We start from the raw sequence: 22,891 nt of genomic DNA, 5'->3' as shown, positions 1-22,891 counted from the left end.
AGCCCGCGCAAGGCAGTCCTTCGGCGGCGGCCAGGACGCCTCCCGCCGCGCCGTCAACCGCCGACGGCGGTCATGGCCACCCGGTCGCGCAACCGGAGCGGCAGGCGGGCCAGCACGCCGACCAGCCGGGCGTCCATGCCGGCCGTGTACCGCGCCTTCGGCCGGCGGGCCGCGACGGCCCGCGCCACCACATCGGCGACCCTGCGCGCGGGAGCGGTCCGCTGCCCGGCGAGCATGCGTTCCAGAGCCGCCACCTGGTCCCGGTACAGCGCCACCCGCTCGGGATCGGAACGTCCCGTGGCGATGCGCGCGGCCTCGGTGGACTTGTCGAAGATGGCGGTGTTCACCGCGCCGGGCACCACGATCACCACGGGGATGTCCCAGCGGGCGAACTCCATCCGGCTGACGTGGGAGAGCGACTCCAGTGCCGCCTTGCTGGCCGAGAGTGCTCCCATGAAGGGAACCGGGCACCGCGCCGTGGGCGCGCTGATGTTGACGATCCGCCCGCCGCCACGCCGCAGTAGCGGCAGGAACTCGCGGGTGACGGTCGCGGGACCGTACACGTTGACGGCGAACTGGCGGTGCAACTCCTCCGGAGGGACGAGTTCGAGCGGCCCCTGGACGATGACCCCGGCATTGTTGACCAGCGCGTACAGGCCGCGCTCGCCCTCGGCTCGGCTCACCTCCTTGGCGGCGGCCGCCACGCTCTCGGGGTCGGTGACGTCCAGCGGGAGCGGACGCACGCCGGGCACGTCCGCCGGGCCCGGCGCGCCCCGGACTCCGGCGTAGACGCGGTAACCGCTGTCGGCGAGGGCGCGGGTGACCGCTGTTCCGATTCCGCCTGCGGCGCCGGTGACGAGCACGGCGCGGTTCTCCGGTGTGGTCATGGGGGCTCCAGACGATGGAAGGACCGTACACACGACATGTCCACAAGATCATGTACCTGGGGACATGTCACCAGTCTCAGGTTCGCGGCATGGACGTGTCAAGATGGAGCCGTTGTCCGCCGACCGCCAAGAGGAGCCTGGGAATGTCGCTGCGTCACGGACTGCTCGGATTGCTGGCGGAGGGCCCCGCGAGCGGTTACGACCTGACCCGCCGCTTCCAGGAACTGCTCAGTCACATCTGGCCCGCGCAGCACCCCAAGATCTACGCGGAGCTGAACCGGCTGAGCGAGGCCGGGCTCATCGAGGTCGACAGTCTCGGCCCGCGCGGGCGCAAGACCTACCGCATCACCGAGGCCGGTCGCGCCGAGGTGCACCGCTGGCTGAGCGAGGGCGAGGTCGACCACACGATGCGGCTGGAGCCGGTGCTCCGGTCCCTGTTCTTCTGGCTGCTGAGTCCCGAGGAGCTGGACCGCCACCTGGCACGGGAGAGCCGCTACTACGCCGAGACCGCCCGGCGGTTCCGCGAGTACGCGGCGGCCAAAGACCGCGGCGACTTCGGGAACAGCCCCCAGGTCCAGTCGATCCGCGTCACCGTCGAGGCGGGCGTACGCCTCTACGACGCGCTCGCCGAGTGGGCCGAGTGGGCACGCTCCTCCCCGCTGACGGCCGGGCGGGCACCGGGTGCGGAGCCACCGGACGGTGGTCCGTCGGCCGCACCGGCCGAGCCCGGCCCCGCCCCCGGAGACGGGCGGCCGGACGATTGACGCCGGACCGGCGCGAGGCGGGCGGGCCCACCTGGGCCCGCTCATGGCGGCGGCCGGACTTCTCCGGCCGCGCCGCACCTCCTCCGTGAGCGCCGCCCGATGTTCCACACTGAAGGGGAGGCGGACGCGCGCCGCCCGCCGGTGCCGGCACCGCGGCCCCGACCCCGAGAGGAGGAGCGGGCATGGAGTTCGACATGGTGGTCGAGATCCCCCAGGGCTCCCGGAACAAGTACGAGATGGACCTCGAACTGGGACGTATCCGGCTGGATCGCATGCTCTTCACCGCGACGCAGTACCCCGGCGAGTACGGGTACATCCCCGGGACGCTGGCCGAGGACGGTGATCCGCTCGACGCGCTCGTCGTCCTGGAGCAGCCCACGTTCCCGGGGTGCCTGATCCGGGTACGGCCGGTCGCGGTCTTCTGGATGCGCGACGAGAAGGGGCCGGACGCCAAGATCCTGTGCGCCCCGGCCGGCGACCCGCGCGCTGAGCACCTGCGGGACCTGCAGCACGTTCCGGCGTACCTGGTCAACGAGATCAGCCACTTCTTCGACATCTACAAGAGCCTGGAGCCGGGCAAGAGCGGCGAGGCCCGCGGTTGGCAGGGCCGCCGCGAGGCCGAGGCCGTCATCGAGGACGCCCGCGCCCGGGCGGGGACCTAGCCGACCGGCGGCCGGATGCCTCTTCGGGGGCATGCCCCGGTGCTCACTTAGTGGCACGGAAAGCGCTTTCTAGGGCCGCTGCGCGGCGGTTTTGATGTGCCTTTCATCGGGCGGACGCAGGATCGTCGGCACAGCCGCACGCACCCGAGCCTTCGTGAAGGAGTCCACTCATGACCGTGGCCCACGAGGCGGGGACCCGCCCCTCGCCCGCCGTCGATACCGCCGGCCCCGACACCGCCCGGCGCGCGCCGACCATGCTGGAGCGGACGGTCGAACTCCAGGAGCTCAAGGACGGCGTCCTGGACGGGCCCGGCGAGCGCGCCACCGCGCAGCAGCACGCCCGCGGCAAGCTGACGGCCCGCGAGCGCATCGACCTGCTGCTCGACCCGGGTTCCTTCGTCGAGGTCGAGGGGCTGCGCCGGCACCGCGCCACCGGGTTCGGGCTGGAGGCGCGGCGGCCGCACACCGACGGGGTGATCACCGGGTGGGGCACCGTGGACGGCCGCACCGTCTTCGTCTACGCCCACGACTTCCGGATCTTCGGCGGCGCGCTCGGCGAGGCGCACGCGGCGAAGATCCACAAGATCATGGACATGGCCGAGTCGGCGGGCGCGCCGCTGATCAGCCTGAACGACGGCGCCGGCGCGCGCATCCAGGAGGGGGTCACCGCGCTCGCCGGCTACGGCGGCATCTTCACCCGCAACGTGCGCGCCTCGGGGGTGATCCCCCAGATCAGCGTCATGCTCGGCCCGTGCGCCGGTGGCGCCGCCTACTCCCCCGCGCTCACCGACTTCGTGTTCATGGTGAACGGCACCTCACAAATGTTCGTCACCGGTCCCGACGTCGTGCAGGCGGTCACCGGCGAGCACATCAGCCACGACGACCTCGGCGGCGCCCGGGTGCACTCGCGGGACAGCGGGGTGGCGGCGTTCGCCCACGACGACGAGGCGAGCTGCCTGGAGGAGGTCCGCTACCTGCTGTCCTTCCTGCCGGCCAACAACCAGGAGACGCCGCCGGCCGCGCCAGCGGGCGACCCCGCCGACCGGCGCACCGACCGGCTGCTGGACCTGGTCCCCGCCGACCCGGCCCGCCCCTACGACATGCGCACCGTCATCGAGGAGGTCGTCGACGACGGCGAGTACCTGGAGGTGCACGCGCACTGGGCGCGCAACCTCGTCTGCGCGCTCGCCCGGATCGACGGCCAGGTGGTCGGCCTGGTCGCCAACCAGCCGATGGTCACGGCCGGCGTGCTGGACATCGACGCCTCGGAGAAGGGCGCCCGGTTCGTCGCCACCTGCGACGCCTTCAACATCCCGCTCGTCACACTGGTCGACGTCCCCGGCTTCCTGCCCGGCGCCGACCAGGAGCACCGCGGCATCATCCGGCACGGTGCGAAGCTGCTGTACGCCTACTGCTCGGCCACCGTGCCGCGGATCCAGGTGATCCTGCGCAAGGCGTACGGCGGCGCCTACATCGTCATGGACTCCCGCTCCATCGGCGCCGACCTGTCGTTCGCCTGGCCGAGCAACGAGATCGCGGTGATGGGGGCCGAGGGCGCCGCCAACGTGGTGTTCCGCCGCGAGATCGCCGCCGCGCCCGACCCCGAGGCCCGACGCGCCGAGCTCGTCGGCCAGTACCGCGAGGAGCTCATGCACCCCTACTACGCGGCGGAGCGCGGCCTGGTGGACGACGTGATCGACCCGGCCGGAACCCGCGCCGTCCTCGCCCGCTCGCTCGCCGCGCTGCGCCGCAAGCGCTCCAGCACCCCGTACCGCAAGCACGGCAACCCGCCGATGTGAGAGAGGGCGACAGAGACGCCATGGTCGAGCACACCTCCGCCGACCCCCGGGGCCTGGCCCTGCGGGTACTGCGCGGCCGGCCCACTGCGGCCGAGCTGGCCGCTCTGGTGACCGTCCTGGCCGCCGTCCACCGGACCGCCACCGATCCACCGAGCCCGGCGCCGGCACCCACCTGGACGCGACCGCCCCGCTACCGCCCGCCCGCCGCGTGGTCGGGCGGCACCTGAGCCGACCGCTCGGCCGTTCCGGGAGCCCCCTCCGCTCCCGGAACGGCGTGCTTCGCCGGTTCTCGCGCCGGTTCTTCAGGCCACCGTCTTCGGACCTTTGACCGCCAGCACGTTGGCGATGCGGCGTGCCAGGTCCTTCTCATCACCGGCGGGGCAGGCGCGTTCGAAGTCGGGGTCCTCCTCGGTGCGCAACGGCTCCCATTCGTGATACCAGTGCAGGCCGTCGGGGTCGGCGCGAAGCACGACGGTGTGCCTGCTGCTCCCCTTGATGGCGGTCACCGCCCAGGTGACGGGACCGGGGAGGGGCGTGACACCGTGGGTGTGCAGCCAGTGCATGAGGCTGCGAGCCGCTTTCTTGGGCGGTGAGATCGCTTCGGTCATGAATCGAAAGTGCCTCAACACGGCCAGAGCCATCCAGAGTTTCAACGCGAGTGGGGATTATTGGCGAAACCGGTTGCGAGAAGTTTCGACATCGTTCAATGATCTTGAGTTATGAGCGATATGGTCCGCCCTCAGTGGGCTCGGCTGGGCCGCGAAATCCGGCGGTTGCGCAAGCAGGCTGGGCTTTCGCAAGGACAGCTCGGTAAGTCGATTCTGGTGTCCCACGGCATGATCAGTGCGATCGAGCGCGGTGTCCGCGGGGTCAGGCCGGAACATGTGGAACGAATCGACCAGGTGCTTTCTACCGGCGGCGCGCTGACACTGATGTGGGACGCTATCAGCAGGAGCCACGACGTCCCCGACTGGTTTCGCGACGTCGCGAGCTTGGAAAAGACGGCCACCGAGATTCGCGAGTACCACCCCGTGCTAGTGCCAGGACTGCTGCAGACCGAGGACTACGCGCGGGCTGTGGTGCGCAGTGGGCGACCGGCCGACACCGATGTCGAGATTGACGGCATCGTGGAGGCGCGCATGGATCGGAAGAGCATCTTCCGGAAAGACCGGCCGCCCTACCATCTCGTGGTGCTGGACGAGATGGTGATTCGTCGGCCTGTCGGAGGACATCAGACCATGCGTGATCAACTCGGACGCCTGCTGGAGGTGTCCGCAGATTCGCGGGTGGTCATCCAGATCATTCCGTTCGCGACCACGCACCATCCCGGTCTTTCCGGGCCGTTCCGGCTGTTGCAGGACACGAACGGGAATGATGTCCTTTACGTGGAACACGCAGTATCCGGCATGTACGTGGAAAACCGCGAGCTACTTCAGGAGTGCGTCAGGGTCTACGGCGAACTACGCGCCGTGGCCCTTCGCCCAGGGGAGTCGCGCGCGCTGATCGAGAAGGCGATGGACGAGTTCCAATGAGCGACAACAACGCTGCCTGGCGCAAGAGCAGCTACAGCAACGCAAACGGCGGAGACTGCGTGGAGGTGGCCGACCTGGCGGCATCGATCGGCGTGCGAGACTCCAAACACCCCGAACAAGGACACCTCACCTTCGCCCGCTCAGAATGGGCGGCCTTCCTGCGCGATGTGAAGTCGAGCCACCTGTAGCACCTCTCCGGCTCTCTGTAGAACCTCGACCCGTATGAAGGGAAGGCTTGCATGGACGACGATTCCTCGACCTGGAACAAGAGCAGCTACAGCAACGCCGATGGCGGAGACTGCGTGGAGGTGGCCACCCTGGCCGCATCGATCGGCATGCGAGACTCCAAACACCCCGAACAAGGACACCTCACCTTCCACCCCACGGAATGGGCGACCTTCCTACGCGAGGTGAAGGCGGACCACCTGTAACAGGCCCCTTCGAGACCTCCGCTCACCGGCGGAGGTCTCTCCCCTTCTTCGGCTTCGGACCGGCGATCCGCAACGGCCTCAGACAGCGTCCAGGGCACGCACCGGCTCGCCCTCCCGGATGCTCCGGTACAGCTCCCGCACCTCCCCCGACGGCCGCAGCCCCAGTTCGGTGGAAAGCACCGTGCTGAGCTCGCCGAACGCCCGCAGCGCGTCCGCGCGGCGGCCGGAACGTTGCAGCGCCTCGATCAGCCGGGCGTGGAACCACTCGTTGAGCGGGTACGCGGCCACCAGGCCGCGCAGTTCCGGCACCAGTTCGCGGTGGCGGCCGAGCCGCATGTCGGCCTCGACGCGCTGTTCCAGCGCCTGGATCCGCAGCTCCTCCAGCCGGTGCACGTGGCCGCGCAGCAGCGTGCCGACGGCCGTGTTCCCCAGGGGCCGGCCCCGCCACATGTCCAGGGCGACGCGGCCGGCCCGGGCGGCCTCGGCCGGGCGGCCGTGTGCCAAGAGGGTCCGGCCGGACTCCACCAGCCGGGCGAAGACGTCGGCGTCGAGCCGGTCCGGCCCCAGACGCAGCAGGTAGCCCTGCGGCCGGGTGGCGAGCAGGTCTCCGGCGTCCCGGCCGGCGCTGTGCTCCAGGAACTTGCGCAGGTGATAGATGTGCGTGCGCACGGTGCTGACCGCGCGGCGCGGCGGGCGGTCGCCCCACAGCTCGTCGACGAGCGCCTCGACTTCAACGAGCTGGTCGCGGCGGAACAGCAGCAGCGCCAGCACCCGGCTCAGCTTCGGGCCGCGGGGCGGGTGCGGCACCCCGTCGACGGTCAGCTGTGGCGCTCCCAGTACGGAGAACCGGATCGTGGTCGGCACCTCGTGTCCCCCTCCCAGTGACGTCCCCGGAAACGGCCGTCCCGAGGCGGCCGGCCGGACCGCCTCGGGTGTGCGCGTGGCTCAGTCCACCAGTGCAGACTCCCGCTCCCCCGCGGTGGCGTCGCCGGTGGTGCCGGTGTCCGCCCGGTCCGCCGGGCGGCCGCCCATGAGCGCGCCGACGGCGATGGCGCCCAGCAGCGACAGCACCGCGATGGCCCACAACCCGACGTGCAGCGCGTCGGTGTAGGCGGCTCCCGCCGCCTGGACGAGGGCGTCGGCCGACGCGCCCGTCTCCGCCGCGGCGACGGCACCCGGCATGTCGCCCTGAAGCAGCCGCGCGGTCGCGGCCTGCGCACCGGAGCCCATGGCCTCGGCCAGCCGCGACTGGGTGACGGCCGCGAGCAGCGCGCCGAGCAGGGCGATGGAGACGGCCTCGCCGGTGAGCCGCATGGTGTTGAACATGCCGGCGGCCATGCCGGCCCGGGCCGGTTCGACCGAGGAGACGGCGGCGCCGTCGAGGATGGCCAGCGAGATACCGAACCCGGTGCCGATGGTGAGCATCGGGCCGGCGAGCACGAGGATGCCGGTACCGGGCTCGATGACGGTGAGCCATGCCGCGCCGACCGCGACCAGCAGCATGGTCACCACGAGCAGCAGCCGCTGGGAGAGGCGGCCGGCGATCGACCCGATGAGGGACGGCACCACGAGCGTGGGCCCGGTGAGCAGGACGAGCAGCAGGCCCGCGTACTGGGCGCTGACCCCGTCGACCGCCATGAAGTACGGCGGCAGCACGATGAGCAGCGCGACGAAGCCGAAGGCCAGCAGCACCGGCATCGCGCAGATGGCCAGGAAGCGGGGCTGGGCGAACAGCGAGACGTCGAACATCGGGCGGGCGCGGCGCCGCTCCACCACGGTGAACACCGCCATCAGCACGGCGAAGGCGGCGAACGCCCCGATGACGAGCGGGTGCCCCCAGCCCAGCTCGGCGCTCTGCACCATGCCCAGGACGAACAGCGAGAGGCCCACGGTGAAGGTGACGGCGCCGGCCCAGTCGACGCCGGCGGGGTCGGGGTCCCGGGACTCCACGAGCAGCGGTGCCGCGCACAGAGCGGGGATCAGCACGACGGCGGCGGCGAGGAAGAAGCCGCGCCAGCCGCCGAGCGAGGTGACCAGGACACCGGCGATCAGCGGCCCGAAGGCCAGGCCGAGGCCGATGGCGGTGCCGAAGAACGCGAACGCGCGGACGCGGGCCGCTCCCTCGAAGGTCTGCGCCAGCACGGCGCTGCCGCCGGTGGTGGCGGCAGCGGCGCCGATGCCGGCCAGCACCCGGGCGCCGACCAGCACGGAGATGTGCGGGGCGAAGGTCGCGACGAGCATGGCGGCGCAGAACAGGGCGACGCCGGCCGCGAACATCCGCCGCCGGCCGAACATGTCGGCCAGTGAACCGGTGATCGCCATGAAGCTGGCGAAGGTGAGGAAGAAGGCGTTGACCACCCATTGGGCGGAGGACAGGCCGGTCCGCAGCTCGCCGCTGATGTCGGTGACGGCGACGGAGGCGCCCGTGGCGGTGACCGGCACCAGCGTGATGGCGGCGCACACCACCAGCAGCGTGAGCGCCGGCCTGCGGCGGCGCCCGGGTGCCGCTGCGTTGGTCGTCATTCCAGTACCCCCTTGAGAGGCAGAAGCCTGATGAGAATAAGAAGTCTGATGCTCGTGCCGTCAGCGAAGCAGAGGCGGGACGGATGCGTCAAGGCCGCACCCTGACCACCAGGGTTCTACCTGGCATCAGGGTCCTGATACTTTGGTCACGTTGCGGGTATCAGCCCGAGCGGCTGCAGAGCGGGGACCAGCCCGAGCGGCTGCAGAGCGGGAAAGGCTCGAGCGGCTGCGGAGCGGGAAAGATCCGAGCGGCTGCGGAGCGTATGTCGGAGAGGAGATCCGAATGGGTCCCGAGGAGCGCATCGCCGAGGCGGTGGAGACCCGCCTGGGAACGTTCGTCAAACGGGCGGAGCAGGCCCTGATGGCGGAGAAGGCCGACGCCCTGCGGCCGTTCGGGCTCTCCGTGCCGCAGTACGCCGTGATGTACGCGCTCTCCATCGCCCCGGGCTGCTCCGGGGCACAGCTCGCGCGGGTCTGCTATGTGACCCCGCAGAGCATGGCGTCCCTCCTGTCCACGCTGGAGTCCAAGAAGCTCGTCGAACGCCGCCCCTCGGAGGTGCACGCCCAGGTCATGGTCACCAGGCTGACCAGGTCCGGGCACGCCCTCCTGCGCAAGGCCGACGCCGCCGCCCTCGCGGTGGAGGCGCGGCTGTCCGCCGCCTTCACGCCGGAGGAGGAGAGCCTCCTGCGGCGGCTGCTGCAGCGCGCCACCGACACGCTGGCGGCGGAGCGCTGATCCGTCCCCTGCTTCGAGCACCCTGATGACGCTAGGCCGCAGCACCGGCGCGCGGAATAGCACTACCGAGCACCTCACTGCCGCTTTGGAGGCATCCACCCCCCTCTTCGGAAGAACGCTCTCTCACCCGGCGCCCCGACTTGGTTAGCGTTCACGCCGTGCGGCGCCGCGAAGGCGGCGGCGCCGGAACGCGCGGCCGGCGCCCTGCACCGGTGGTCGCCGAGGTATCGCGGTAGCTCCGAATCCGACGACGGCCCGTCCCGGCGACGGGCGGGAGGTGTGTGTCATGGACGACCCGGTAGTGATCGTGGGAGCGGGTCCGGTGGGCATGCTGCTGGCCTGCGACCTTCTCCAGCAGGGCGTTCCCGTCCGGCTGATCGACGCGGCGCGCGCGCACTCGGCGCACTCACGCGCCACCATCGTCTGGCCCCGGCTGCTCGAACTCATGCACCGCACCGACGTGGCCGAGAGGCTGGTGCAGAGCGGCCACCGCGTCGAGGGGGTCAGCTACTTCTCCAACGGGCGCTCGCTGGGCACGGCCTGGATGACCCGGCTGCGCGACACCCCCTACCCGTTCGCGGTCGGCATCGCGCAGAGCACCACCGAAGAGCTCATCGAGGAGCGCCTGACCGAACTGGGCGGCAAGATCGAGCGCGGCACCCGGCTGACCGCCATCAGCGAGACCGACGCCCCGCGGCCGGCCGTCGTCCTGGAGGGGCCCGACGGCACGACCGAGGAGATCCGGCCGCCGTGGCTGGTGGGTGCCGACGGCTCGCACAGCACGGTGCGCAAGCTGCTCGGCATCTCCTTCACCGGCGAGCAGCTGGACGTCAGTTTCGCCATCACCGACGCCGAGGTCACCGGCGACATGCCGATGAACGTGGTGAGCTACTGCTACACCGAGCACGGCAGCCTGGCTCTGGGGCCGCTCGGCGCCGACGTCAGCCGGGTCGCGGTCAGCGTGCCGCACCCCAAGGACGACACCCCGCCGTCCCGCGAGTTCTTCCAGTCGATCATCGACCAGCGCGCCCCCGGCCGCAACGTCCTGGGCGAGCTGCGTTTCAGCACGACCTTCCGGGTGCACGCCCGGATCGCCGAGCGGTTCCGGGTCGGCCGCTGCCTGCTGGCCGGCGACTCCGCGCACATCATGAGCCCGGCCGGCGCGCAGGGCATGAACACCGGCCTGCAGGACGCGGTCAACCTCGGCTGGCGACTCGGCGGGGTCATGCGCAAAACGCTGCCGGAGGCGGCCCTGGACGGTTACGAGCGGGAGCGCACCGCCGCGGCGCACGCGGTGGCGCTGTCCACCGCCCGGCAGACCCGGTGGGGGTTCTTCCGCAAGCCCGCGCAGATCGCGCTGCGCGACACCGTCTTCCGGACGGCGGTCGCCACCGGCGTGGTGCAGCGCGCCATCGCTCCCCTGCTCGCGCAGACCACCGTGCGCTACCCGGCGGCCGACGAGGCCGCCACCGGGTCCGCCAGGCGGCGCGGCACCGCGGTGCCCGGCGCGCGGCTGCCCGTGCTGCCGGCGCTCGCCGGCGGCGCCCCGGAGCCGGCCGGGCGCTCGGTGACCGGCACCGCGACGGCAGGCTGGCCGGAGGTGGCGGCGGACTCGTTCACGGCGCTGCTCTGGCACGGCCGCCGGACGCCGCCGGACTGGGACGGCGTGGTGCGGCAGGTCCGTGCCGCCGCGGCTCGTTCTGAGACTCCGGTGCTGGAGGTGACCGCCGCACACGCGCCGCTCGCCGCCGCGCTCGGAGGCGCCCCGGTCATCGCGGTCGTGCGGCCGGACGGGCACCTGCTCGCCACGGTGCCCGCCGACCGCGCCGCGGAGCTGCCCGCCGTGCTGGAGCGGCTGCGGCTCCGCCCCGAACCCCTGCTGGCCCCGCTGGCGGCCTCCGCCGGCGCACGGGGAGGGCAGGTCCGCACCGACGAGTGAAAGTGAAGTCAGGACAGCGATGAGAACACGTGTGTTCGCCCCCTCCGGCCAGGACGTGGGCGCCATCGGGCTGGGCTGCATGGGCATGAGCTGGGCGTACTCGGAGTCGCAGCGCGACGACGCCCGGTCGGTGGCCCTGATCCGCGAGGCGGTGGACCTGGGCGTGACGTTCGTGGACACCGCGGACGTCTACGGTGACGGTCACAACGAGTCCCTCGTGGGGCGGGCGCTGCACGGCCTGCGCGACGAGGTCGTCCTCGCGACCAAGGTCGGCCTGGTGGTCGAGGACCTGCGCACCAAGACGATGCGCCGGGACGCCTCGCCGGCCCGGGTGCGCCGCGCGGTGGAGGCCAGCCTGCGCCGGCTGCAGACCGACGTCATCGACCTTTACTACCTGCACCGGGTGGACCCGCACGTGCCGCTGGAGGAGACCTGGGCGGCCATGGCGGACCTCGTCGCCGAGGGCAAGGTCCGCCACCTGGGCCTGTCGGAGGTCTCGGTGGCCGAGGCGGAACGGGCGCACGCCGTGCACCCGGTGGCGGCGATCCAGTCGGAACTGTCACTGTGGACCCGGACGCCGCTCGGCGAGCCCGCGCCCGTGGCCGCCGAGCCGGCGCCGGGCGGCCCGCCCGCTCCGGCGGGTGGCGGGGTGTCCGGGGAGAGCGGCGACGTCGTGGGATGGTGCGCGGCGCACGGCGCCGTGTTCGTGCCCTTCTCGCCGCTGGGGCGCGGTTTCCTCACCGGCGCGATCACCGAGGAGACGTCCTTCGAGGCGGGGGACATGCGCTCGGTCAACCCGCGGTTCACCGCGGCGGCCCGCGCCGCCAACCGGCGCATCGTGGAGGTGCTGCGGTCCGTCGCGCAGCGGCACGCGGCGACCCCGGCGCAGGCCGCGCTGGCCTGGGTGCTGGCCCAGGGCGGGCACGTGATCCCGATTCCAGGGACGAAGCGGCCAGCGTATCTGCGGGAGAACGTGGCGGCGGCCGAGGTGGAACTCACCCGGGAGGATCTCGCCGAACTGCGAAACGCTCCCGTGGCGGTGGGAACGCGCTACTAGCAGAAGACCGATTCCCGGTGAATGGGCCCTGGGTGTGATGCGCACCTCAGGGCCCATTCGGCGCGTCAAACCAAATCCACAGGTTACGTTAACTGGCGATTAATTTCCACCCCTGGCCGGATACGGCCACCCCTTTTCTCCGGCATGTCCCAATTTGCTGCTAATATACCTTCCGCATGATGGAAAATCCGCCTCTTCTTCCACCAAGATCACACTGTTAAGGTCGTCCCTTCGACATCGGTGGAACAGGCGCGGAAAGCACTCCGGAACGCATATGTGGGTTCGAATATCGAGATCGCATTACGGAGGCTCTCCATGGGGGCATCGGGGGAATCCAGCCGTTACTTACACCTGCTCGGCGCCGATTTGGAAGCGTCGATTCCGGCACTACTCGACCGCTATCTCTCCGCACTCTCGGAGAACGCCAATCCGCTCGGCACCGTCGCCGCGCAGTGGCCGGCGACGCGTGACCACGCCCGGCTGATCCTGCGGGACTGCGCCCGCACGCTGCGCGCGGCCGAACCGGCCGACCACGCCAGGACGCCCCGCCGCGCCCTTCCGGCGGCGTGGGGTCACGCACCGCCCGAGTCCACCGGCCCACACCCGCTACTCGCGCGGGCCCGGCTGCTCGACGTGCTGCGCGCCCTGGAGATCCTGACCGACCTGACACTGGAGCGGCTCGGCGAACTCGTCGCCGCCTTTCCCGGCGAGGACCGCGTCCTGCTGCTCTCCCACGCCGCCGCGGCCCTGAACCGCGCCACCGCGGCCCGCGCGCAGTCCGCGGCCCTCAGCTACGACGCCCACCTGCTCCGCCAGGTCGAGGAGGCCAACGCCCACCGGCACAGCCGCCTCGCCGGCGAGATCCACGACCGCATCGGCAGCAGCCTCGCCCTCGCCTTCTGCCACCTGCAGCTCTACCGCGCCGACGCCGCCGCGGGCCGGAGCACCGACGACCGGATCACCGCGTTGGAGGAGTCGCTGCGCGAGGTGGTGGGGTTCACCCAGCGCCTCGTCGCCGGCCTGGGCCCCGAGGGGCTCATCCGGGGATTGCGCACCTCGTTGCGCCAGGACGCGGAGGTGCTCAACCTGCACGGCATCCCGGTGCGCATCGAGGTGAGCGGCGACGAGAACTGGCTCCCCGCGCGGCACCGCAGCGAACTCTTCCTGGTGCTGCGCGAGTTCCTGCGTAACTCCTTCGCGCACGCCTCGCCGTCGCAGATCACCGTGGACGTCCGGATCACGCCGAACCGGGTCGACGCCCAGGCCGCCGACGACGGCCACGGCTTCCGGCTTCCGTCGCCCGCGCGTTCCCACGGCGGCCTGCACACCATGCGGGAGCGCGTCACCGCCCTCAACGGCGAGTACGCGCTCACCAGCGCCCCCGGCAGCGGCACCCGGCTGTGGCTGTGGGTGCCGCTGACCGAGCACGGGGCCGCCGCACTGCCCACCGATCCCGCCACCGAACTCAGCGAACGAGTCGCCGACTGAAACGTGTCCGCCAGCCGCCGACGAAACAAGCAGGAGAACATGCCCAGCATCCGCATCCTGATCGCCGACGACCACACGCTCTTACGAAACGCCCTCACCGAACTGCTGCACATGGAGAAGGACTTCCAGGTGGTCGCCGTCGCCGGCGACGCCTCCGAGGCGGTGCGCCGCGCCGCCGAGCACCAGCCCGACGTGGTGCTGCTCGACATCCAGATGCCCGGCAACGACCACCCGCCCACCACCCTGCAGCGCTTCCGGCGCGTCGCCCCCGCCACCCAGGTGCTCGTGCTCACCATGTACGACGACGCCCGCCTGGCCAAGGAGCTGCTGCCGCTCGGCATCCGCGGCTACCTGCACAAGTCGGTCACCGCCGGTGCACTGGCCTCCGCCGTGCGAGAGGCGTCCAGCCCGGCCAGCACCGTCACGCTGTCGTTGTCGCCCGAGATGCTGTCCGAGGCGCCGGCGAAGGGGCCGCTGTCCCCACGGGAGGTCCAGGTCATCGAGCTCGCGGCGCGAGGGCTGAGCAACTACCAGATCGCCCGGAAGCTGGACATCACCGAGGGCACCGTGAAGCGGCACATGCGCAACATCTTCGACAAACTCGGGGCTCAGTCGCGGGTCGAGGCGGCCAACATCGCGGTCGCCTCGGGGCTGATCGCCTCCCCGATCGTGGTTCCCCGGGCGAGGCGCGCGGTCACCTCATGAAACCCCCGAACCCGTGCCCCCGGTTCCACGGAACCCGGCCGCCGAGACGCGCCGCCCGCCACGGGCGCGTCTCGGCGGCCGGGTTCCGGCGTCCGCTCAGCCCCCGCCCGGCCGGCCCGGGAGCATGACGGCGGCGTCACGCAGCGCGGTGAACCCGTCCCAGACGTCCTGGTAGGCGACGTGGACGGGGCAGGGCGCGGCCAGCAGCGCGCCCGGTCGCCCATGGCCGAACACCGCGTCGAACCTGCGGGCGCACAGCAACCGGTGCAGCCGGTCGGCGTCGGGATGGCGCAGGACCAGCGCGGCGGAGTGCTGGTAGCCGTCCGGTTCGTCGGCGCGAACCGCCACCACACCCTGCGACGCCAGCCAGGCCGCCGAGAGCACCCGCTCCACCACGCGAAGCCGCCGCGCCTTCCGGCACACCAGCCGATCGGGGAGCCCGGTCAGGCAGCGGGGGTCGATCCCGGCCGCCGACGGCACCGTGACGCACCCGCGCGGCGCCCGCTCCGCCACGACGTCCCACAGGTCCAGGACCTCCATGTCGCGCCGGGACAGCGGGGGATGGCGGACCGCCCAGGCCGCGTCCGCCATCACCGGCCAGGCGGCGATCCGGCACGCCGGCCCGCTCGTGATCATCCACGGTGCCGGGCTCCGCCGCGGCCGGGCCGGGGCGGAGTCCGGGGTCCGAGGACGGCGGCCCGCCGCGGCGGGTCCGGCGCGGCGCGCAGGGCCGGGCGATGCGCGTGTCCTGCCATGGTGCAGCCTCCTGGTGAGTTCGCGGTGGTGGGGCGGCGCGCCGGCTCCGTTCCGGTGATGCCGCGCGGTGCCGCGCCCCGCCCGTCGCGGGACCGGTCAGATCCCCATGCCGATGCCGCCGCCGACCGGGAGCACGGCCCCGGTGATGTAGCCGGCCGAGTCGCTGGCGAGGAACCGCACGGCGGCGGCCACCTCGTCCGGCGTTCCCGGCCGGCCGAGCGGAGTCATCTTCATCAGCGCCGTCATCCGGCGCTCGGACAGCACTTTGGTCATGTCGGTCTCGATGATGCCCGGCGCGACGAGGTTCACGGTCACGCCGCGCGCCCCCAGCTCCCAGGCCAGCGAGCGCGCCAGCCCCAGCAGCGCGGTCTTGGAAGCGGCGTAATTGGTCTGGCCGGGCGACCCCAGGTAGCCGAGCGCCGAGGAGAGCAGCACGATACGGCCGCGGCGGGCGGCCAGCATGGCGCTCGCGGCCGTCCGCACGGTGCGGAAGGTCCCCTTGAGGTTGGTCTCCAGTACCTCGTCGAAGGTCGCGTCGTCCATCCGGAGCATCAGGGTGTCCCGGGTGATCCCGGCGTTGGCCACCAGCACCTCGACGGGTCCCTGCTCCTTCTCCACCTGCTCGAACGCCTCGGCCACGGAGTCGGGGTCGGTCACCTCGCAGCGCACGCCGAACAGGCCGTCGGGCGGCTCGCCGGTGCGGTACCCGACCGCCACCCGGTCGCCGTCCGCGGCCAGCGCCCTGGCCACGGCCAGGCCGAGCCCGCGGTTGCCGCCGGTGACGAAAACGGAACGCGACATGTGCACTCTCCTTCGATGGTCGGGCCGGTCCGCCGCCTCGCAGAGCGGCGGACCGGTCGAGCGCCTCGGGCGGCCCCGGGGCGCTCGGTCTGCGGGCCCGGTGCCGCGGCGCCGGGGAAGGGCCGGTACGGCTTCCGGCATTCGGCATCGACGGCTCCGGACGTTCGGTGGCTCGCCGCTACGCACCCCATCGCGCTCACCACCTCACTCCCCTCCACCGCCGACACGCGGGGCCTTCGGCTCGGGCGTCGACGGCTCCGGACGTTCGGTGGCTCGCCGCTCCTGGTCGTCGGGTTCAGTCCAGTGCGGGGGCCTGGACGACCAGGCAGGACCAGGTGAATCCGGCGCCCGCGCTGAAGACCAGCGCGAACTCTCCGGGCGCCAGGACGTCGTGCCGCATCAGTCCGGCCAGGCCGGCGATCGCGTCGCCGGCGCCCAGGTGCCCGGTGTCGCGGCCCCAGTCGAGAAGTTCGGTGTCGACCAGCTCGGTCAGCACGGGCAGCCACGAATCGCGCAGGGTCTTGCGGCCGAACCGGGGCAGCACCGCGCAGCGGATGCGCTTGTCGTCGGGCTGCAGGCCCGCGTCGCGCAGTGCCCCGGCGACCACCGCGCGCACGCACCGCTCGTTGGTGGCGGCGAACCCCTCCCTGCCATGGCTGCGCAGGTAGGCGCGCTTGGTGGCCCGCATGTCGACGCGCGGACGGTGGGTGCGGGCCGCACCCGCGAACGGGTCGGCTCCGCGGTGCATCTCCTCCAGTTCGGGGCTGGCCACGGTGCTGACCGCCCGCAACAGCAGCGGGTCGTTTCCGTCGGCCGGTGTCCGGAGCAGGACGGCCGTCCCGCCGTCGCCGTAGGCGACGCCGTAGTCGGCGGTCCAGCGGTCGAACCCGGGGGCGACGAACCGGTCCGCGGTGGTGACGAGCCCGTACCCGCGTTCCGGCTCGGCCGCCAGGCGCGCCGCGGTGAGTTCGACGGCGGTGGCGCCGCCGTTGCACACCTGCTGGATCCCCACCGGCAGCGCGTCGTTTGCGCCCAGCCGGCGGGCGATGTAGTGCGGCGGGGACCACAGGTCGTGGCCCTGGTAGTACATCCAGGCGTGGCACAGCACGCCGAGCCGGTCGCCGCGCACGCCCGCCGCGCGCAGTGCCTCCTCGGCCGCGCGCACCGCCATGTCCGGCGCGGACACCTCCCCGGCGTCGGGCAGCGACGGATGGGCGAGGTCCCGGATCGCGCCGGCGGCGGGCCGTCCGTCCGCGCCCGCGTTCTCGGCGGTGGAGCGGCGGTCGGGAAGCCACAGCGCGGCGGCCGCGACGCCCACCGGGTGGTCGAGTCTCACAGCAGCCCCTCCTCGTGTGTCGTGGGGTCGTGGCCGGACGACCGCCTCGGCGTGCGGCGTCGCGTGACGGAGCACGTGAATGGCGCGGTGGAAACGTCCTGGCAGCAGTATGGAAGCCGCGACCTGCACTTTTAATCCCTCTTCGGGGGCACTGGCCATGTCACTTTGGATGGCCTTGTCGGCACGGCCGTTGACGGAGTTGGATTTCCAACGTGGCGAAAGCGGGCGAAATACCGAAAAAGCCGCGAACCGACCGACCGGTATGGCGAAAAAGGGGGCCAGAAATGGCTGAGTCGACGGAATCCACCGAGTTCACTGTTTCCGCGGAACTTCGCGAGAAGGTGCGCGCCATCATCGCCGACGTCCTGGAAGTCGACGCCGCCGAGCTGAGCGAGAACAGCAGCTTCGCCGACGACTTCGAGGCCGATTCCCTGATGAGCATCGAGATGTTCTCCCGGTTCGAGCGCGACCTGGGCATCTCCATTCCGCAGGACGAACTGGTCGACCTGGACGACCTGGCCACCGCTTACGAGCTGGTGGGCCGGCACGGTTCCGCGGAGGCCACGCGTGTCTGAGCCGCTCCCCCGTCGCGTCGTGGTCACCGGCCTCGGAGCGGTGAGCAGCCTCGGCGTCGGCGCCGCCGCCGTCGCCGAGGCGATCCGCGCCGGCCGCAGCGGGATCGGGCCGATCGCGCAGTTCGACTCCACCGGGTTCGAGCGCACGCTCGCCGGCGAGGTGCGCGACTTCCGCCCCGAGGACCACCTGCACCGGGTCGACCCGCGGCACTGGGGCCGCAGCGCGCAGTTCGCCGCCACGGCCGCCCGCCTCGCGGTCGCCGACTCCGGGATGGCCGCCGAGACCCTTGCGGCGGCCCGCGCCGGCAGCAGCTTCGGCACGACCAACGGGGAGTCGGCCGTGCTCGGCCGGCTCGCCGAGCAGTGGGTCGAGGACGGTCTGGCCGCCCTCGACCCCGGCACGGTCGCCCAGGCCGACGCCGGGCGGATCGCCGCCGCGGCCAACGTCGAACTCGGGCTGACCGGCGAGGCCCAGACCATCGGGACGGCGTGCGCCGCGAGCAACTACGCCATCGGCTACGGCTACGACCAGGTGCGCTCCGGCGCCGCCGACCTGATGGTGTGCGGCGGCGCCGACGCCTCCAACCGGGCCACGCACGCCGGATTCCACCGGCTCGGCGCCCTCGCCGCGGACGTCCCTCGGCCGTTCGACGCGCACCGCGACGGCATCGTCACCGCGGAGGGCGGCGTCGCGCTCGTCCTGGAGCCGCTGGACGCGGCGCGGGAACGCGGGGCGCGGATCTACGCCGAGGTGCTCGGCTACGGCATGACCTGCGACGCGCGGCACATGACGAACCCCGACGCCGCCTCGATCGCCGAGTGCGTCCGCCGCGCGCACCGCAACGCCGGCATCAAGCCCCGCGAGGTCGACTACGTGTGCGCCCACGGCACCGGGACACCCGCCAACGACCGCACCGAGGTCGCGGCGCTCCGCGAGGTCTTCGGCGACCGGCTGCCGCCGGTCAGCTCGATCAAGTCGATGCTCGGCCACACGATGGGCGCCGCCGCCGGATTCGGGGCGCTGATCAGCTGCCTGGCCATCCACGACGGCTTCCTGCCGCCCAGCGCCACCGTGCGGGAGGTGGACCCCGCGCTCGGTGCCGGCCTGGACTGCGTCCCGGTCACCTCCCGCGCCGAGCGGCCCCGCGTGGTGCAGAACCACGGATTCGCCTTCGGTGGCAACAACGCCATCACCGTCTTCGGAGAGGTGGCCCCTTGACTTCGCACGCACCGAACGCGGCCGTGTCCGCGTTCCGGGCCCGGCGCGTCCGCCATCGGTCGAACCCCGGCGCCCCGGGGGTGATGGTGCTCCCGCCCGGCGGGAGTTCCGGTCGGCTTCGTGCTCGCCGCCCGGCCCTCGCGACCCCACGAGGAGCACGGCCGCCTGCGCGAGGCGGGAACCGACGCCCGGTCGGCCTCGGCGCGAATCACCGCTTCCCGTCCCGCTCCGCGGGAGCCCGTTTCCTTCCCGGCCTGACGGCGGGGGCAGCCACGGAGGAGTCCAAATGACCGCTGCCGTGCTGGACATCGTCGGCTGCGGCGTCCTCAGCCCGGCGGGCAGCGGGCTGGACCCGCTGGCCGCAGCGCTCGCCGCGCCGGACGCGTCCGCCGGATCCCTCCCCAGCGGGCCGGACGCGCCGGACGGCCCCGGCGGAGAGCCGTTCCCGCCGATGCCGGTGCGCCCGGTCACGGACTTCCGCCCGCAGGAGCGCCTGGGCCGCAAGGGACTGAGCCGGCTCACCCGGTCCGACCAGCTCGCCATGGCCGTCTGCGGGACGGCGCTCACCGACCTCACCGCGACGGCCGGCCCGCTCGACGACGAGGCGCGCGGGCGGACCGGGATCGTGCTGGGCACCGGCGCCGGCAGCGTGCGCCGCCTCGCGGAGTTCACCCGGGACACCTTCGTGCAGGACCGCCCCTACATGGTGAACCCGTCGCACTTCCCCGGCACCCTGATGAACTCGCCCGCCGGGCAGAGCGCCATCCGCTACGGGCTGACCGGCGTCAACTCGACGCTGTCCGGCGGTCCGGTCGCCGGGCTGTCGGCGCTGCGGTTCGCCCGTAACGCGCTGCTCGCCGGGCACGCCGACCGGCTGCTCGCCGGTGGTGTGGAGGAGCTCAGCGCGCAGTCGGCGTGGGCCTGGTACCGGACCGGCGCCCTGGGGCCCGGCGTCGCCCTGGGCGAGGGCAGCGCCGTCTTCGTCCTGGAACGCGGCGGCGCCGCCCGGCGGAACCGCGCTCCGCTCGGGCACCTGCTGGCGTGCGAACTCCGGTTCGCCGACCCGTCGCAGGGCGCGGCGGCCGTGGGCCGTCGCCTGACCGAGTGCGTCCAAGACGCGCTGGCCGTGGCGGCGGTGTCCGCCGCGGACGTCGCGGTGGTCGTGCCCGGCGCGGCCGGCCGGCGGGGCTGGTCGGCCGCGGAGGAGCAGGCGCTGCGCCGGGTGTTCGGCGCCGAGGGGCCGCGCCGCCTGACGGCGCAGTCGGTGCTCGGCGAGACGCACAGCGCCGGCGCCGCCCTGCACCTGGCGGCACTGCTGGCCTGGTGGCGGGACGGCGCCGCCACCGACGGCGCCGGAGTGGGTGTCGTCACCGCGCTCGGCCCCGACGGACAGGTCGGCTGCCTGATCGTGCGGCGCGCCACCGACGCGGAGCCGGGCGACTGAGCCCTGTCCTGGACCACACCTCAGCCACCCCGCGCCCCAGCGGCGCCCGAATCTCACCCTGGAGGCAGACTTGACCACCCTCACCTCGCCGCCGGTCACGGAGGCGGCGCCCGCGGCCGAACAGCCGCCGGCGCTGGGCTACGACCGCACCGTCCCGCGCGGGCTGGTGCACCGCTGGGCGCTGTCGGAGGTGTTCCTCACCGACAGCCGCCGCGTCGACGAGACCCGCTTCACTTCCGCCGCCCAGCTCCCGCCGAGCCACGCCTACTTCGGCGACCACCTGGAGCACCCGAGGTGGTACGACACGCTGCTGGTGCTGGAGAGTTCGCGGCAGGCCGTCACGCACGCCGCGCACGTGCACCAGGAGGTGCCCACCGCCACCACGTTCATGGTGACCTCGTGGTCGGTCGAGCTGACCGACCCGGGCGCGCTGGCGCACGGCGAGCGGCCCGGCCGGCTGCGCATCGACGGCGACGTCACCGGCCGCCGGGTGCGCGGCGGGCGGCTGCGCCGGCTGGTCTTCGAGATGGGTCTGGAGCTGGACGACCGTCCGCTCGGCCGGATCGCCATGGACGTGAGCGCCACCCCGACCGACCAGTACCACCGGCTGCGCGCCATGCAGCGCGGCGGCCCGGTGCCGACCGCCTTCACGCTGCCCGCCGAGCCCGCGGGCACGCCGCTGCCGCCCGCGGAGGCCGGGCGCCGCGACCCGGTGAACGTGGTGCTGGACGGCGTGCGGCGCTCCGACGAGGGGCTGGCGGCCCGGCTGAGCCCGCGCAGTTTCCGCAACCGGAGCATGTACGACCACCCCTACGACCACGTGCCCGCCATGGTGTTCAGCGAGGCGGCCCGCCAGTGCGCGCTGCTGCTCGCCGAGGACGCCGGGCCGGACCGGGTCGTCCGGCTGGACGGGGAGTTCCGCAAGTTCGCCGAACTCGACGCCCCCGTCGAGCTCACGGCCGGCGCCGCGCCCGCGGGCGCCCCCGCCGGCGGTCACCGGATGACCGCCGTCCAGCAGGGCGAGGTCGTGGCCGAGGTCACCGTCGTACTCGGGTGAGCCGCCCGAGCGCCCGGACGCTCCGGTCCGCGCGCAGGCCCCTCCCGTCCCGTGCCGTTCCGCCTGATCGATCCCCGTGGAGACTCCCGTGCCCAGCACTCCGGCATCCCGCACCGCGGCCGCCTTCTTCGACGTCGACGAGACCCTGATCACCTTCAAGAGCATGTTCGACTTCTACGACTACTTCCTGGACGCGGTCGGCCACAGCCCGGAGGAGCAGGAGCGGCTCCGGGCGGACGCCCGTTCGCTGCTGCGCCCGGGCATGCCGCGCCAGCAGGGCAACCGGCTGTTCTACCGCCGGTTCACCGGTTACGCCGAGGCCGAGGTCGCCAAGCACGGCGCGGCGTGGTTCGAGCACCACATGGCGCAGGGCGGGGTCTTCAACGAGGACGTCCTCGCCGCGCTGCGCGAGCACACCGCCGCCGGGCTGACCACCGTGCTCGTCTCCGGCTCGTTCTCCGCCTGCCTGGACCCGATCGCCCGCTACGTCGGGGCCGACGTCACGCTGTGCACGCGGCTGGAGGTGCGCGACGGCGTCTACACCGGCGAGGTGCTGCGCACCATGATCGGCGACGCCAAGGCCGGGTCGGCCCGCGAACTCATCGAAGAGTGGGGCGTGCCGGCGGCGGACTGCCACGCCTACGGCGACCACACCTCGGATCTGGAGCTGCTCCGGCTCGTCGGCCACCCGGTGGTGGTCGGCGACAACGCCGACCTGGTGGCCGAGGCCGAGAAGCACGGCTGGCGCCGACTGGCCGGAACTCTGGCGCTCTGACCCCGGCGCACCGCCGGAGCCCCGATCCGCCGTGCGGTCCCCCGGCCGCCGGGACCGCACGGCACCGGGCCCCGTGGGGGCCGGCCGCTCAGACACGCGAGACGAAGTGCGAAAGGTGTGAAGCGATCGTGCGCAAGGTGCTCATCGCCAACCGCGGGGAGATCGCGGTCCGCGTCGCCCGGGCGTGCCGGGACGCCGGGATCGAAAGTGTGGCCGTCTACGCTGAGCCGGACCTGGACGCGCTGCACGTCAAGGTCGCCGACGAAGCCCACGCCCTAGGCGGCCACACCCCCGCCGACTCCTACCTCAACATCGACAAGATCCTCACCATCGCCGAACAGACAGGCGCCGACGCCGTCCACCCCGGCTACGGCTTCCTCGCCGAAAACGCCGACTTCGCCCAAG

The 22,891-nt window shown here is 72.7% G+C and carries 25 protein-coding genes; 18 read left to right on the top strand and 7 right to left on the bottom strand.

Annotated features, from left to right (window positions below; all coding sequences use genetic code 11):
- Positions 1–53: 53 nt before the first annotated feature.
- Complete coding sequence (locus tag ACFQRF_RS27305; protein WP_379874311.1) at positions 54–887, bottom strand: SDR family NAD(P)-dependent oxidoreductase; 834 nt, start codon at positions 885–887, stop codon at positions 54–56.
- 143 nt (positions 888–1,030) lie between these two features.
- On the opposite strand from ACFQRF_RS27305, the gene ACFQRF_RS27300 reads away from it, so the two are divergent.
- From ACFQRF_RS27300 to ACFQRF_RS27285, 4 genes are all read left to right on the top strand, one after another.
- Positions 1,031–1,651, top strand: coding sequence for a helix-turn-helix transcriptional regulator (locus ACFQRF_RS27300; protein WP_379874310.1), 621 nt, complete (start codon positions 1,031–1,033; stop codon positions 1,649–1,651).
- A 182-nt stretch (positions 1,652–1,833) separates the two neighbouring features.
- Entirely contained in the window at positions 1,834–2,313 is a 480-nt protein-coding gene (locus tag ACFQRF_RS27295; protein WP_379874308.1) for an inorganic diphosphatase, read from the top strand.
- Positions 2,314–2,567: 254 nt separating this feature from the next.
- Entirely contained in the window at positions 2,568–4,112 is a 1,545-nt protein-coding gene (locus ACFQRF_RS27290; protein ID WP_379874324.1) for an acyl-CoA carboxylase subunit beta, read from the top strand.
- Between the two features lie 20 nt (positions 4,113–4,132).
- Positions 4,133–4,339: an acyl-CoA carboxylase subunit epsilon gene (locus ACFQRF_RS27285; RefSeq protein ID WP_379874307.1), complete on the top strand. Its 207-nt coding sequence runs from the start codon at positions 4,133–4,135 to the stop codon at positions 4,337–4,339.
- Between the two features lie 75 nt (positions 4,340–4,414).
- Here the strand turns inward: ACFQRF_RS27285 and ACFQRF_RS27280 are convergent, their stop codons facing one another.
- Positions 4,415–4,720: a hypothetical protein gene (locus ACFQRF_RS27280; RefSeq protein WP_379874305.1), complete on the bottom strand. Its 306-nt coding sequence runs from the start codon at positions 4,718–4,720 to the stop codon at positions 4,415–4,417.
- A 111-nt stretch (positions 4,721–4,831) separates the two neighbouring features.
- On the opposite strand from ACFQRF_RS27280, the gene ACFQRF_RS27275 reads away from it, so the two are divergent.
- Genes ACFQRF_RS27275 through ACFQRF_RS27265 form a run of 3 tightly spaced genes read left to right on the top strand, consistent with a single transcriptional unit; the run spans position 4,832 to position 6,075 of the window.
- A complete protein-coding gene (locus ACFQRF_RS27275; RefSeq protein WP_379874304.1) occupies positions 4,832–5,644 on the top strand; it encodes a helix-turn-helix domain-containing protein in 813 nt (270 codons plus the stop codon).
- Complete coding sequence (locus ACFQRF_RS27270; protein ID WP_379874302.1) at positions 5,641–5,832, top strand: DUF397 domain-containing protein; 192 nt, start codon at positions 5,641–5,643, stop codon at positions 5,830–5,832. The genes ACFQRF_RS27275 and ACFQRF_RS27270 overlap by 4 nt, the downstream gene beginning before the upstream one ends.
- 51 nt (positions 5,833–5,883) lie before the next feature.
- Positions 5,884–6,075, top strand: coding sequence for a DUF397 domain-containing protein (locus tag ACFQRF_RS27265; protein ID WP_379874300.1), 192 nt, complete (start codon positions 5,884–5,886; stop codon positions 6,073–6,075).
- A 78-nt stretch (positions 6,076–6,153) separates the two neighbouring features.
- Here ACFQRF_RS27265 and ACFQRF_RS27260 read toward each other — a convergent pair whose 3' ends face one another.
- A complete protein-coding gene (locus tag ACFQRF_RS27260; RefSeq protein ID WP_379874299.1) occupies positions 6,154–6,939 on the bottom strand; it encodes an AfsR/SARP family transcriptional regulator in 786 nt (261 codons plus the stop codon).
- A gap of 81 nt (positions 6,940–7,020) precedes the next feature.
- Entirely contained in the window at positions 7,021–8,598 is a 1,578-nt protein-coding gene (locus ACFQRF_RS27255; protein ID WP_379874297.1) for an MFS transporter, read from the bottom strand.
- A gap of 283 nt (positions 8,599–8,881) precedes the next feature.
- Between ACFQRF_RS27255 and ACFQRF_RS27250 the strand changes: the two genes are divergently transcribed.
- From ACFQRF_RS27250 to ACFQRF_RS27230, 5 genes are all read left to right on the top strand, one after another.
- On the top strand, positions 8,882–9,334 hold the full coding sequence (locus ACFQRF_RS27250) for a MarR family winged helix-turn-helix transcriptional regulator (protein ID WP_379874296.1): 453 nt from the start codon (positions 8,882–8,884) through the stop codon (positions 9,332–9,334).
- Between the two features lie 286 nt (positions 9,335–9,620).
- Positions 9,621–11,273, top strand: coding sequence for an FAD-dependent monooxygenase (locus tag ACFQRF_RS27245; protein WP_379874294.1), 1,653 nt, complete (start codon positions 9,621–9,623; stop codon positions 11,271–11,273).
- A gap of 19 nt (positions 11,274–11,292) precedes the next feature.
- A complete protein-coding gene (locus ACFQRF_RS27240; protein WP_379874293.1) occupies positions 11,293–12,330 on the top strand; it encodes an aldo/keto reductase in 1,038 nt (345 codons plus the stop codon).
- Between the two features lie 315 nt (positions 12,331–12,645).
- Entirely contained in the window at positions 12,646–13,818 is a 1,173-nt protein-coding gene (locus ACFQRF_RS27235; protein WP_379874291.1) for a sensor histidine kinase, read from the top strand.
- A 39-nt stretch (positions 13,819–13,857) separates the two neighbouring features.
- Positions 13,858–14,523 carry a response regulator gene (locus tag ACFQRF_RS27230; protein ID WP_379874290.1) on the top strand — a complete coding sequence of 222 codons (666 nt, stop codon included), beginning with the start codon at positions 13,858–13,860 and terminating at the stop codon, positions 14,521–14,523.
- Positions 14,524–14,619: 96 nt separating this feature from the next.
- Here the strand turns inward: ACFQRF_RS27230 and ACFQRF_RS27225 are convergent, their stop codons facing one another.
- From ACFQRF_RS27225 to ACFQRF_RS27215, 3 genes are all read right to left on the bottom strand, one after another.
- On the bottom strand, positions 14,620–15,159 hold the full coding sequence (locus tag ACFQRF_RS27225; protein ID WP_379874288.1) for a hypothetical protein: 540 nt from the start codon (positions 15,157–15,159) through the stop codon (positions 14,620–14,622).
- Between the two features lie 216 nt (positions 15,160–15,375).
- Entirely contained in the window at positions 15,376–16,080 is a 705-nt protein-coding gene (gene fabG, locus ACFQRF_RS27220; RefSeq protein WP_379874287.1) for a 3-oxoacyl-ACP reductase FabG, read from the bottom strand.
- A gap of 295 nt (positions 16,081–16,375) precedes the next feature.
- Positions 16,376–17,416 (bottom strand): ketoacyl-ACP synthase III family protein, encoded by a 1,041-nt coding sequence (locus ACFQRF_RS27215; protein ID WP_379874285.1) that lies wholly within the window; start codon positions 17,414–17,416, stop codon positions 16,376–16,378.
- A 284-nt stretch (positions 17,417–17,700) separates the two neighbouring features.
- Between ACFQRF_RS27215 and ACFQRF_RS27210 the strand changes: the two genes are divergently transcribed.
- From ACFQRF_RS27210 to ACFQRF_RS27185, 6 genes are all read left to right on the top strand, one after another.
- Positions 17,701–17,991, top strand: a complete 291-nt coding sequence (locus tag ACFQRF_RS27210) for an acyl carrier protein (RefSeq protein ID WP_379874284.1) — start codon at positions 17,701–17,703, stop codon at positions 17,989–17,991.
- Positions 17,984–19,210 (top strand): beta-ketoacyl-[acyl-carrier-protein] synthase family protein, encoded by a 1,227-nt coding sequence (locus tag ACFQRF_RS27205; RefSeq protein WP_379874282.1) that lies wholly within the window; start codon positions 17,984–17,986, stop codon positions 19,208–19,210. Before ACFQRF_RS27210 ends, ACFQRF_RS27205 begins: the two co-directional genes overlap by 8 nt.
- Before the next feature lie 286 nt (positions 19,211–19,496).
- Positions 19,497–20,654 carry a beta-ketoacyl synthase N-terminal-like domain-containing protein gene (locus ACFQRF_RS27200; RefSeq protein ID WP_379874281.1) on the top strand — a complete coding sequence of 386 codons (1,158 nt, stop codon included), beginning with the start codon at positions 19,497–19,499 and terminating at the stop codon, positions 20,652–20,654.
- 70 nt (positions 20,655–20,724) lie between these two features.
- A complete protein-coding gene (locus ACFQRF_RS27195) occupies positions 20,725–21,711 on the top strand; it encodes an AfsA-related hotdog domain-containing protein (protein ID WP_379874279.1) in 987 nt (328 codons plus the stop codon).
- 88 nt (positions 21,712–21,799) lie between these two features.
- On the top strand, positions 21,800–22,486 hold the full coding sequence (locus tag ACFQRF_RS27190; RefSeq protein ID WP_379874277.1) for an HAD family hydrolase: 687 nt from the start codon (positions 21,800–21,802) through the stop codon (positions 22,484–22,486).
- Positions 22,487–22,614: 128 nt separating this feature from the next.
- Positions 22,615–22,891: biotin carboxylase N-terminal domain-containing protein (locus ACFQRF_RS27185; protein WP_379874275.1), on the top strand; the 277-nt coding region annotated here is incomplete at its 3' end.

The sequence above is a fragment of the Marinactinospora rubrisoli genome, assembly GCF_042664915.1.
GTDB lineage: Bacteria > Actinomycetota > Actinomycetes > Streptosporangiales > Streptosporangiaceae > Marinitenerispora > Marinitenerispora rubrisoli.
This window is presented reverse-complemented; position numbering and strand designations above follow the sequence as displayed.

Excerpts from the sequence above, each read along its gene's own strand:
- ACFQRF_RS27305 (WP_379874311.1), bottom strand. The coding sequence starts at position 887 with ATGACCACACCGGAGAACCGCGCCGTGCTCGTCACCGGCGCCGCAGGC.
- ACFQRF_RS27300 (WP_379874310.1), top strand. The coding sequence starts at position 1,031 with ATGTCGCTGCGTCACGGACTGCTCGGATTGCTGGCGGAGGGCCCCGCG.
- ACFQRF_RS27295 (WP_379874308.1), top strand. The coding sequence starts at position 1,834 with ATGGAGTTCGACATGGTGGTCGAGATCCCCCAGGGCTCCCGGAACAAG.
- ACFQRF_RS27290 (WP_379874324.1), top strand. The coding sequence starts at position 2,568 with ATGCTGGAGCGGACGGTCGAACTCCAGGAGCTCAAGGACGGCGTCCTG.
- ACFQRF_RS27285 (WP_379874307.1), top strand. The coding sequence starts at position 4,133 with ATGGTCGAGCACACCTCCGCCGACCCCCGGGGCCTGGCCCTGCGGGTA.
- ACFQRF_RS27280 (WP_379874305.1), bottom strand. The coding sequence starts at position 4,720 with ATGACCGAAGCGATCTCACCGCCCAAGAAAGCGGCTCGCAGCCTCATG.
- ACFQRF_RS27275 (WP_379874304.1), top strand. The coding sequence starts at position 4,832 with ATGAGCGATATGGTCCGCCCTCAGTGGGCTCGGCTGGGCCGCGAAATC.
- ACFQRF_RS27270 (WP_379874302.1), top strand. The coding sequence starts at position 5,641 with ATGAGCGACAACAACGCTGCCTGGCGCAAGAGCAGCTACAGCAACGCA.
- ACFQRF_RS27265 (WP_379874300.1), top strand. The coding sequence starts at position 5,884 with ATGGACGACGATTCCTCGACCTGGAACAAGAGCAGCTACAGCAACGCC.
- ACFQRF_RS27255 (WP_379874297.1), bottom strand. The coding sequence starts at position 8,598 with ATGACGACCAACGCAGCGGCACCCGGGCGCCGCCGCAGGCCGGCGCTC.
- ACFQRF_RS27250 (WP_379874296.1), top strand. The coding sequence starts at position 8,882 with ATGGGTCCCGAGGAGCGCATCGCCGAGGCGGTGGAGACCCGCCTGGGA.
- ACFQRF_RS27245 (WP_379874294.1), top strand. The coding sequence starts at position 9,621 with ATGGACGACCCGGTAGTGATCGTGGGAGCGGGTCCGGTGGGCATGCTG.
- ACFQRF_RS27240 (WP_379874293.1), top strand. The coding sequence starts at position 11,293 with ATGAGAACACGTGTGTTCGCCCCCTCCGGCCAGGACGTGGGCGCCATC.
- ACFQRF_RS27235 (WP_379874291.1), top strand. The coding sequence starts at position 12,646 with ATGGGGGCATCGGGGGAATCCAGCCGTTACTTACACCTGCTCGGCGCC.
- ACFQRF_RS27230 (WP_379874290.1), top strand. The coding sequence starts at position 13,858 with ATGCCCAGCATCCGCATCCTGATCGCCGACGACCACACGCTCTTACGA.
- ACFQRF_RS27225 (WP_379874288.1), bottom strand. The coding sequence starts at position 15,159 with ATGATCACGAGCGGGCCGGCGTGCCGGATCGCCGCCTGGCCGGTGATG.
- fabG (WP_379874287.1), bottom strand. The coding sequence starts at position 16,080 with ATGTCGCGTTCCGTTTTCGTCACCGGCGGCAACCGCGGGCTCGGCCTG.
- ACFQRF_RS27210 (WP_379874284.1), top strand. The coding sequence starts at position 17,701 with ATGGCTGAGTCGACGGAATCCACCGAGTTCACTGTTTCCGCGGAACTT.
- ACFQRF_RS27200 (WP_379874281.1), top strand. The coding sequence starts at position 19,497 with ATGACCGCTGCCGTGCTGGACATCGTCGGCTGCGGCGTCCTCAGCCCG.